The organism is Rhodococcus sp. NPDC055112, assembly GCF_053607505.1.
Genome location: NZ_JBSGTR010000102.1, coordinates 1 through 9,532, shown reverse-complemented (window position 1 = coordinate 9,532; position 9,532 = coordinate 1). Strand labels below are relative to the sequence as shown.

At 68.4% G+C, this 9,532-nt stretch carries 9 protein-coding genes and 1 riboswitch; of the genes, 3 read left to right on the top strand and 6 right to left on the bottom strand.

Going from position 1 to position 9,532, the window contains the following annotated elements; translation table 11 throughout:
- Window positions 1-42: 42 nt before the first annotated feature.
- The 4 genes from qcrB to ctaE form a co-directional block, all read right to left on the bottom strand.
- Window positions 43-1,734: a cytochrome bc1 complex cytochrome b subunit gene (gene qcrB / locus ACWFRB_RS25910; RefSeq protein ID WP_452644135.1), complete on the bottom strand. Its 1,692-nt coding sequence runs from the start codon at window positions 1,732-1,734 to the stop codon at window positions 43-45.
- Window positions 1,731-2,867 (bottom strand): cytochrome bc1 complex Rieske iron-sulfur subunit, encoded by a 1,137-nt coding sequence (gene qcrA / locus ACWFRB_RS25905; RefSeq protein ID WP_452644133.1) that lies wholly within the window; start codon window positions 2,865-2,867, stop codon window positions 1,731-1,733. The genes qcrB and qcrA overlap by 4 nt, the downstream gene beginning before the upstream one ends.
- Window positions 2,864-3,715: a cytochrome bc1 complex diheme cytochrome c subunit gene (qcrC, locus tag ACWFRB_RS25900; protein ID WP_452644131.1), complete on the bottom strand. Its 852-nt coding sequence runs from the start codon at window positions 3,713-3,715 to the stop codon at window positions 2,864-2,866. The genes qcrA and qcrC overlap by 4 nt, the downstream gene beginning before the upstream one ends.
- A gap of 64 nt (window positions 3,716-3,779) precedes the next feature.
- The gene (gene ctaE, locus ACWFRB_RS25895; RefSeq protein ID WP_452644129.1) at window positions 3,780-4,391 is read right to left on the bottom strand and encodes an aa3-type cytochrome oxidase subunit III; all 612 of its coding nucleotides are present in this window, start codon (window positions 4,389-4,391) and stop codon (window positions 3,780-3,782) included.
- Between the two features lie 126 nt (window positions 4,392-4,517).
- On the opposite strand from ctaE, the gene ACWFRB_RS25890 reads away from it, so the two are divergent.
- Both ACWFRB_RS25890 and trpD read left to right on the top strand, forming a co-directional pair.
- Window positions 4,518-5,000, top strand: a complete 483-nt coding sequence (locus ACWFRB_RS25890) for a hypothetical protein (RefSeq protein WP_452644127.1) — start codon at window positions 4,518-4,520, stop codon at window positions 4,998-5,000.
- A 45-nt stretch (window positions 5,001-5,045) separates the two neighbouring features.
- Window positions 5,046-6,080 carry an anthranilate phosphoribosyltransferase gene (gene trpD, locus ACWFRB_RS25885; protein ID WP_452644125.1) on the top strand — a complete coding sequence of 345 codons (1,035 nt, stop codon included), beginning with the start codon at window positions 5,046-5,048 and terminating at the stop codon, window positions 6,078-6,080.
- Between the two features lie 59 nt (window positions 6,081-6,139).
- On the opposite strand, the gene ACWFRB_RS25880 is transcribed toward trpD, so the two are convergent.
- Window positions 6,140-6,415, bottom strand: coding sequence for an Lrp/AsnC family transcriptional regulator (locus ACWFRB_RS25880; RefSeq protein ID WP_452644123.1), 276 nt, complete (start codon window positions 6,413-6,415; stop codon window positions 6,140-6,142).
- Window positions 6,416-6,513: 98 nt separating this feature from the next.
- On the bottom strand, window positions 6,514-8,226 hold the full coding sequence (locus ACWFRB_RS25875; RefSeq protein WP_452644121.1) for a DEDD exonuclease domain-containing protein: 1,713 nt from the start codon (window positions 8,224-8,226) through the stop codon (window positions 6,514-6,516).
- A gap of 534 nt (window positions 8,227-8,760) precedes the next feature.
- Window positions 8,761-8,924, top strand: a riboswitch (cyclic di-AMP (ydaO/yuaA leader).
- Window positions 8,925-8,939: 15 nt separating this feature from the next.
- Between ACWFRB_RS25875 and ACWFRB_RS25870 the strand changes: the two genes are divergently transcribed.
- The gene (locus ACWFRB_RS25870) at window positions 8,940-9,506 is read left to right on the top strand and encodes an NlpC/P60 family protein (protein ID WP_452644119.1); all 567 of its coding nucleotides are present in this window, start codon (window positions 8,940-8,942) and stop codon (window positions 9,504-9,506) included.
- Window positions 9,507-9,532: the final 26 nt, after the last annotated feature.

Sequence of the window (9,532 nt, the reverse complement as noted above, 5' to 3'; positions counted from 1 at the left end):
GAACCCAATGGGTTCGGGGCCTTCGCCTGGTTCTGACCGGGGTCAGTGGCCGCCGTCCGTCGACGGCTTCTCGCCGTCGCCGTCGGCGTAGGCGCCGTGACCGTGAGCCTTGTCCTGGTAATCCTTGAGGATCGCCAGCTGGTCGTGCTCGTTCTTGTGCTCGGCCGCGAGCAGTGCCGCGGCCTCGTCGGCCGGATCCGCGACGAGCAGGGATCCGGAGCCGGGCTTGCCCGCCGAACCGAGCTTGTTCATCTTCTTCGGGATCGCGGCGCCCTGGTACTCCAGCGGGATCGGGTGGCCGTGGTCGTCCACGGGTCCGAGCGGCTGGTGGACCTCGACGTACTCACCGTGCGGCAGGCGCTTGATCACGCCCGTCTCGATGCCGTGCTCCAGCACCTGGCGGTCGCTGCGCTGGAGGCCGAGGCAGAACCGGTAGGTGACGAAGTAGGCGATCGGCGGCAGCACCACGATGCCGATGCGGCCCATCCACGTCGTCGCGTTGATGGAGATGTCGAACTTGTACGCGATGATGTCGTTGATGCACATGATCGTCAGGATGGCGTAGAACGTCAGGGCCATCGCGCCGAGCGAGGTGCGCACCGGAACGTCACGCGGACGCTGCAGCAGGTTGTGGTGAGCGTCGTCCTTGGTGAACCGCTTCTCGATCCACGGGTAGGCGATCAGCACCGTGAACACCAGGCCCATGATGATCGCGACCGCGAACACCGCCGGGATCGTGTAGGTGCCCCACAGGTAGATCTCCCACGCCGGCCACAGACGCGCCATGCCGTCGGTCCACATCATGTAGATGTCGGGCTGGACGCCCGCGGACACCTGGGACGGGTTGTACGGGCCGAGGTTCCAGATCGGGTTGATCTGCAGCAGGCCACCCATCAGGGCGAGGATGCCGAAGGTGAAGGCGAAGAACGCCCCGCCCTTGGCCGCGAAGACGGGGAGGATGCGGACGCCGACGACGTTCTGCTCCGTGCGGCCGGGGCCGGGGAACTGCGTGTGCTTCTGGTACCAGACCAGCGCCAGGTGCGCGCCGATCAGGGCCAGGATGATGCCGGGCAGCAGCAGCACGTGTGCCACGTACAGGCGCGGGATGATCAGCTGGCCGGGGAAGTCGCCGTCGAAGACCAGCCACTGCATCCAGGTACCGATCACCGGGATGCTCAGCGTGATGCCGGACAGCGCGGCGCGGAGGCCGGTGCCGGACAGCAGGTCGTCGGGGAGCGAGTAGCCGAAGAAGCCCTCGAACATCGCCAGGATCAGCAGCAGGCAGCCGATGACCCAGTTCGCCTCACGCGGGCGCCGGAACGCGCCGGTGAAGAAGATGCGCAGCAGGTGCACGATGATCGACGCGGCGAACATCAGTGCGGCCCAGTGGTGGATCTGCCGGACGAACAGGCCGCCGCGCACCTCGAACGAGATGTCGAGTGTCGTGGCGTACGCCCGGGACATCTCGACGCCGCGCAGCGGCTGGTAGGCGCCGTCGTAGACGACCTCCGCCATCGACGGGTCGAAGAACAGCGTCAGGTAGACACCCGAGATCAGCAGGATTACGAAGGCGTAGAGCGCGATCTCGCCGAGCATGAAGGACCAGTGCGTCGGGAAGACCTTGTTGATCTGCCGACGCATGCCCGCCGCGAGGTGATACCGCGAGTCCATGCTCTCGCCCGCCTTCGCGGCGTGTGCCGCGATCTTGGACTGGCCAACTGTGGTGGTTGTCATGACGGACGCTCCCAAAATCCGGGGCCAAGAGCCTCGACGAAGTCACCGTTGGCGACCAGGAAACCCTCTTCGTTCACTGTGATCGGCAGCTGAGGCAGTGCGCGGGCGGCGGGACCGAAGATCGGCTTGCCGTACTGCAGAGCATCGAACTGCGACTGGTGGCACGGGCACAGGATCCGGTTGGTCTGCTGCTCGTAGAGCGACGTCGGGCAGCCGAGGTGCGTGCACAGCTTGGAGTACGCGAAGTAGTCGCCGAAGTTGAAGCTCTCCTGGCCCTTGCGCTTGACGGCCTTGTTGGCATCCTCGGTCCGCAGGCGGATGAGCATGACCGGGTTGTCGGCACGCTTGAGGGCGTGCGCAAGGGCGCGCTCGCTGCCGCGCTCGGACTCACGGAACGGGAAGACCGTCTCCATGGCGCCCGCGTCGAGGTCCTCAGGGCGGACCAGGACGATGTCATCGGTACGGCCGGTGTAGCGACGCAGGTAGATGGTCTCGCCGGGGAACGTCGGGGTCCAGCCCGAGGTCCACAGGTCGGACTTGTCGCCCTTCGCCCACGGGTTCTTGATCAGTCCGCCGAGGGGCATGATCGCCATGATGCCGACGGCGCCTGCACCGAAGCCGAGGCTGCGGGTGATCAGCTTGCGACGGCCGATGGTCGAGGTGTCGAGCGTGTCGCTCAGCTCCGCGACGATCGTCTTGCGGTCCTGCTCCAGCGAGCCGCCGTCGTGGCGGTCCTGGATGGAGACCTCTTCGGGGATGAACTTCTTGGTGAACTGCACCGCGCCGACGCCGACACCGAGGATCGCGAGACCCATGGTCAGGCCGATCAGCGGCGTGTACAGGTTGTATGCGTTGTAGCCCTCCTCGCCCATGCCCTTGTACTCCCAGGGCCAGAAGAGGTAGATCGCGATGAACGCGAGGGCAGAGATGCCTGCGATCGTGAACCAGATGGCCACGCTCCGCTCGGCACGCTTCTCCGCCTTGGTGCCCTCGACGGGCCACCGCTCGCGGCGGAATGCGATGTCGACGCCATCGAGGTTGGTACCGAGTTCGACGAGTTCGTCGCGACTCATCGCGGCGAGCTCTTCCTCGGTGTGCTTCTTTGGCGTGTCGCCGTGACCGGCGTCGCTCATGACTTTGCTCCGATCCAGAGTGCTGCGCCTACAACCGCAACGATTCCGATGACCCACATGGCCATGCCCTCGGGGCCGGTGCCGAACCCGCCGAGGCCGTAGCCGCCGGGGTTCTTGGACTCGGTCGCGGACTTGACGTAGGCGATGATGTCCCGCTTCTCGTCCGGGCTCAGCTGCCGGTCGGAGAACTTGGGCATGTTCTGCGGACCGGTGGCCATCGCCTGCCAGATCTGCTGCTCGCTCGCCGGCTCCAGCGGCGGGGCGAACTTGCCGGAGGACAATGCGCCGCCCTTGCCGGTGAAGTTGTGGCACGACGCGCAGTTGAGGCGGAACAGCTCGCTGCCGCGGGCCACATCGTCGCCGCGCAGCGACGACTGGGCGATCTCGCCGTTCGCGTCCCGGACCACGGTCGGACCGCCGCCGTTGGCCTGGATGTAGGCACCGAGGGCGTCGGTCTGCTTGGTGTCGAACTTCGTGGGCTTACGAACGACCTGGGCCTCGTTGCGCACCGCAGGCATGCGGCCGGAGGACACCTGGAAGTAGACGGCGGCCTCGCCGACGCCGATGAGGCTCGGGCCACGGTCCTGGACACCCTGCAGGTTCGCGCCGTGGCAGGTGATGCAGGACGTGTCGTAGAGCTGCTTACCCTCGCGGATCAGCGCTGCCGAATCATCGGATGCGGTGGCCACCTGCGGAGTCGGCGTCAGCGCCGCGGCGAGGAAACCGGCACCGACAAGGCCCATCATCAGGACCATGGCGCCGGTGACACGTCGCCGGAACTTTCGCTGCCGACGGGCTTTCGTGGCAGACGCGCTACCGGCGGCTGCTGAAGGGGGGGATGAACTCATCTGTATCCCTTTGGTCTCGCGGGACGGACTGAACGGGCTTGGGCTGTGAACTGCGTTCAGCTTCTTAACGGATGAAATAGATGGTGGCGAACAGGCCGATCCACACGATGTCGACGAAGTGCCAGTAGTACGAGACAACGATCGCAGCCGTTGCCTGTGCCGGGGTGAACTTGCTGACCTTGGTACGCGCGATCAGGAAGACGAAGGCGACCAGACCACCGATCACGTGCAGACCGTGGAAGCCGGTCGTCATGTAGAAGACCGAGCCGTAGGAGCTGCTGGCGAGCGTGGTGCCCTCGTGAACCAGGTGGTAGTACTCGTACGCCTGGCCGAGCACGAAGACGATGCCCATGAACAGGGTGATCGTGTACCAGCGCCGCAGCCCGAAGACGTCACCACGCTCAGCGGCGAAGACGCCCATCTGGCAGGTGAAGGAGGAAGCCACCAGCACCGCGGTGACGGGCACCGCGAGGCCGAGGTTCAGCTCGGTGGGCTCCGGCGGCCAGTGTCCGTCCGCCTGCGCGCGCGCGACAAAGTACATCGCGAACAGGCCGGCGAAGAACATCAGCTCGCTGGACAGCCAGACAATGGTGCCGACGCTGACCATGTTCGGCCGGTTCAGCGAGTGCACGCGCTGGGTGATTGCGGATCCTTGGGTCCCTACTGCGCTCGTCACGCACAGAAGTATGACGCCTTGTCGTAAGAGAAGGGAACCCGGGTCCGCTGTTGGCGCGTCGCGGTCCTTCACACGCTACGCGTGGTCGCTGATTGTGCAGGTAGTCGGGCATGCGAGGCTGGTGTCATGGAACGAGTGCGGTGGTGGCGCAAGCGGTTCGGACGGCGTAGGGCGGTGCCGCTCGACGCGATGCGGAGCGACCTTGTGGTGGTGGCATCGAGCTTCGACGACGCCGAGGCGTGCAGTCGGGCGCTGGAGCGCGCGGCGGGGTCTGATCCCGGCTGGATCGCGGAATCGGACGCCGTCCTGCGGCACCACCTGAGGGTGCCCGCGGATCAGGTGCAAGGCGCGGTGGAGCTGGCGGGCCAGGACCACTACACCGTCGCGGGGCCGGATGCGCCTGCGCCGCTGGATGTCGACCCGGCCGGGGCGGAATCGGGGGCCGATGAACTGGTGGCGTTGGTGTTGCAGCGGGTGCAGGTCCTCGACGCGCTGCACTGTTCGCAGGAGCGCTCCCGGATGGCGGGGCTGGCGCAGCGCGCGGGTGGCCGTGTCCTCGGATGGGACGCGCTGCAGCCGCCGCGGAATCCGGTTGCCCGTACTGACTAAGCTTCGTCTTCGATTGTGCTGACGGCGACGGAAGAGGCGGTTGCGATGGGGAGTTGGCCAGAGGTGCTCGGTGCGCTGACGGACGGACGCGATCTCGATCCGGGGACCGCATCGTGGGCGATGGACGAGATCATGTCGGACAACGCCACCTCCGCGCAGATCGCGGCGTTCGGCATCGCGCTGAAGATGAAGGGCCCGACCCCGTCCGAGGTGACCGGCATCGCCGACGCGATGCTCGCGCACGCCCGCACGATCGACGTCGACGGTGACGCCGTGGATGTCGTCGGCACAGGAGGCGACCGGCAGCAGACCGTCAACATCTCCACCATGGCGTCGGTCGTGGTGGCCGCCGCGGGTATCCGGGTGGTCAAGCACGGAAACAGGGCCGCGTCCTCGAAGAGCGGCGGCGCCGACGTGCTCGAGGCGCTCGGCGTCCGGATCAACCTGAGCCCGGACGCCGTCGCGCGGTGCGTGCGCGAGGTGGGGATCGGGTTCTGCTTCGCGCCGACCTTTCACCCCGCGTTCCGGTTCACCGCGGGTCCGCGCAAGGAGATCGGCATCCCGACGGTGTTCAACGTGCTGGGCCCGCTGACCAACCCCGCACGGCCGCGGGCCGGCTTGATCGGCTGTGCCTTCGCGGACCTGCAGCCCGTGGTGGCCGGGGTCCTGGCGCGGCGGGGCAGCAGCGCACTGGTGGTGCGTGGCGACGACGGACTCGACGAGATCACCACCTCGACCACGAGCACGGCGTACGTCGTGTCCGGTGGGCAGGTGCGCGAGGACAGCATCGACCCGACGGCCCTCGGGATCGAGCGGGCGCCGCTGTCGGCCCTGCGTGGCGGCGACGCCGAGGCGAATGCGGTGATCGCGCGGGCGGTGCTCGGCGGCGAGCGGGGCGCGGTGCACGACGCGGTGGTCCTGAACGCGGCAGGCGCGATCGCCGCCCACAGCGGTCTGTCGGGTGAGCTCGACAGTGCCATGCGTGCGGGCATCGACCGGGCCGTGCGCGCGATCGACAGTGGCGACGCGGCGGCGCTGCTCGACCGCTGGGTCGCGGTCTCCACCGAACTGGCGGACTGAAGCCCGCCCAGTGCGGGAACCGCCGTCGGCCGAGCCGAACGGCGGGTTCCCGCGCCGGATCACTCGCCGATGGAGAAGGCGGCCTCGACGTCTGCGCTGGCGTAGGAGCGGAAGGCGATGTGGGTCGTCGTCTGAACGACGCCGTCGACCTTGTTGATCGCGCCGGTGATCACCTCGGCGATCTGGGCATGGTCGCGGACCTTCACGATGGCGATCAGGTCGACGTCGCCCGCGCACGAGTAGACCTCGGACACTCCGGGGATGTCGGCCACCGCCTGCGCGGTCTCCGGGATCCGGTTCGCTTCGGCGTGAATGAGGACGATGGCGTTGATCATCTCGCTCCTTGGCTGCGGTGGCGTCCTATCTATAGGAAGGGGCCGTGTGGGTCCTCGTCCATAGATGGGCGTCCGACTCTGTTCTTTCCCCTGTCACCCTAGGCGGTGCCTACAGCGGCGGCGGCGCCCCGCGCCACCGCGCACCAGTGCAGCCAGCCGCCACCGCCGCGCGCGGGTTCGGCGTACCCGTGGCTCGCGCGCACGATCCGGACCCCTGGTGTCTCGAGCCAGCCTGCGATGAGCCCGGCCTCGCCCGCCGTGGCGCCCCGCAGCGGTGACGGCTCCTCGATCACGGTCTCGGCCGACAGGATCAGCGCCTCGACGACCGGCATCGGAGGCACGCCGCGCTCCGCCATCCCGGCGGAGGCGAGTCTGCCTGCCCGGATCACAGCCAGCTCCCAGCCGCCGGAGGGCGAGGGGCGCGCGGCGACCAGCTCGTCGACGGCGGCGAGGCTCGCGAGGCGCTGAGCCCGGCGGAGCGCGAGCGCAAGGGCCGTGGTGCGGTCACGGAGCCGCGCGGCGCTCTCGAACAGTTCGGCCGCGGCGAGTTCTTCGATCCGGGCGCGGAGCATGTGCAGCGGCGCATCGTCGGTTCCCCGGATGAGCGCGTGTGCGGTGTCCGGCGCATGGCGGTATTCGGCCGCGCTCTGTGGCGTTCCCCCGGCGGGGCAACCGCCGACCGCACTGTCCGGGCAGTCGGGCCCGTGGGGCTGGTCGTCGCGAATTCTCTTGGTGCAAGTCCTGATTCGGCAGATGTCGGCGATCGTCGCGGCGGCCTCCGCCGCGTCCGTGCGTGACCCGAACGGGCCGAGAGCGTCGGAGGTCGCGGTGCGGGAGATCGCGAGCCGGGGGAACGGCTCGGCGGTGCGGGTGATCCACCACGCCCGGCGGGGGAACTTCGAGCGCCGGTTATAGGGAGGGGCGTGCGCGCCCAGCAGCCGGAGTTCGCGCACCGACGCCTCGAGGGCGTGCGCGCACTCGACGTGGTCGACCCTGGTGGCCAGCGCCACCATCTCCTTCATCCGCGCGCGGGTCTCTGATCCGGTGAAGTAGCCGCGCACCCGGCGCTGCAGGTTGACCGCGGTGCCGACGTAGAGCACCTCGTCGGACGGGCCGCGGAACAGGTAGACGCCCGGGGTGCGGGGGAGGTCCGCGGCGAGCCCGCGCTTGCCGCGCTGCGCGGCGGAGACGTTGGGGAGGTAGTCGACCAGCTCCGCGTAACTGTGCACGCCCAGGTTGCCGACCCGCTCGATGAGCCCGTGCAGGACGTCGACCGTCGCCCTGGCGTCGTCGAGGGCCCGGTGGGTGGGCTTGGTGCTGACGTCGAAGAGCGCGGCGAGGGCCGAGAGCTTCACCGAGGGTGCCTCGTCCCGGCCGAGCACCCGGCGGGCCAGCTTGACGGTGCACAACACCTGGAACGGTGGCCAGGGCAGCTCGCAGCGGGCCGTGGCGGCCTTGAGGAAGCCGATGTCGAAGGGCGCGTTGTGGGCGACCAGGACGGCGCCCCGTGCGAATTCGAGGAAGCTCGGGAGCACCCGCTCGATTCGCGGTGCCCCGATCAGCATGGCGGAGGTGATCCCGGTCAGCTCGACGATGTACGGGGGCATCGAGCGGCCGGGATCGACGAGGGTGGACAGTTCGCCGATGACCTCGCCGCCACGGATCTTGACCGCACCGATCTCGGTGATCGCGTCCTCGCCAGGTGCGCTGCCGGTGGTCTCCAGGTCCACGACGACGAAGGTGGTGTCCCGCAGTGGGGTTTCGAGCTCGTCGAAGCTCAGCTGGGCGTTGGGAGGACTCTGCGGGCTCACCCGGCTGAGGCTAGGGGCGGCCACCGACAGGGCCCGCCTGCCGCGGCCGTCGCGCAGTCCGTGTCGGACCGCGCCGCTACTTTCCGTCGCAGAGGCTTCCGAAACGCCGCGAGGCCACCGGCAGAGACGAGGATCACAGTGATTGTCGATTGCAACGACTGCGAGGTTCGCAATACCGCGTGCGGCGACTGTGTGGTGACGGTGCTGCTCGGGCCGCCCGGTGTCCGGCAGGGGGGCCGGGCCGTGGGCGCATCGGGGTCGGCCCGCATCAGTATTGAGCAGGACGAACGGGTCGCTCTGGATGTGCTCGCCGATGTCGGACTGGTGCCGAGGCTCCGGTTGGTGCGTGCCGTGGATGCCACGCAGACCGGTCGGTCGTTATCTGTCCGTGACCCGGGAGTGGCCTAGCGCCCATTTGTGGGCGATATGTCCGAATCGGCCGAGTGATTGCGCGTGTTGGGTCGACAGGGGCTCAACGCTTTCGTAATCTTCCTGAGACCTAGCGGAGTCTTGCCACACCATCCGGTGCGGCATCGCCAGGTACCGCCTAATCGATCACTCGTGAGAGCGATCGTGCCGGGAACCCAGTTTCTTTGGGGTGAATCCCGTCGGAGCGCGAAATGCGTGCCGCCGGGTAGGGCTGATCTTCCCAGCCCGAACCCGTCAGCTAACTCGGTCGGCGGATGAACGGAAGAAACGGAGTACCCCTTCTCGTGGCTTCATCCACTACCCAGCGTTCGGTGCGACGCATTGCCGTCGCCAGCGCGCTGACCTTCGGTGCCATCGCAGTCTCTGCAGGCCCGGCCCTCGCCGAGCCCGTCACGATCTCTGGCATCGGAACCTTCGACATCCCGGGTGTGCCTGCCCAGACCATCCAGGTCCCCGGCCTCCCTGTCCTGCCAGGTGCGCCCGGTGCGCCCGCCCCCGCGCCGCTGGTTTCCGCAGGTGACAAGGCAGTTCAGGCCGCCGCGAGCAAGATCGGTTCGCCCTACGTGTACGGCGCCTCCGGCCCGGACTCCTTCGACTGCTCCGGCCTGGTGCAGTGGGCCTTCAAGCAGGCGGGCATCAACCTGCCGCGCACCAGCTACGACCAGGCTTCGGCCGGTACGCCGGTCTCCACCTCCGCCCTCAAGCCGGGCGACGTGGTCTCCTTCTACGGTGGCTCGCACTCGGGCATCTACGCGGGCAACGGCGAGGTCATCCACGCCGCGACCTCCGGTACCCCGGTCAAGCGCGCGCCGCTCTCGTCCATGCCGATGGACGGCGCCCGCCGCTACTGAGCACCGCTGCACGAACTCTCGTGGTG

Bases quoted from the DNA above. Each gene is read 5' to 3' on its own strand.
- qcrB (WP_452644135.1), bottom strand. From the start codon at position 1,734: ATGACAACCACCACAGTTGGCCAGTCCAAGATCGCGGCACACGCCGCG.
- qcrA (WP_452644133.1), bottom strand. From the start codon at position 2,867: ATGAGCGACGCCGGTCACGGCGACACGCCAAAGAAGCACACCGAGGAA.
- qcrC (WP_452644131.1), bottom strand. From the start codon at position 3,715: ATGAGTTCATCCCCCCCTTCAGCAGCCGCCGGTAGCGCGTCTGCCACG.
- ACWFRB_RS25890 (WP_452644127.1), top strand. From the start codon at position 4,518: ATGGAACGAGTGCGGTGGTGGCGCAAGCGGTTCGGACGGCGTAGGGCG.
- trpD (WP_452644125.1), top strand. From the start codon at position 5,046: ATGGGGAGTTGGCCAGAGGTGCTCGGTGCGCTGACGGACGGACGCGAT.
- ACWFRB_RS25880 (WP_452644123.1), bottom strand. From the start codon at position 6,415: ATGATCAACGCCATCGTCCTCATTCACGCCGAAGCGAACCGGATCCCG.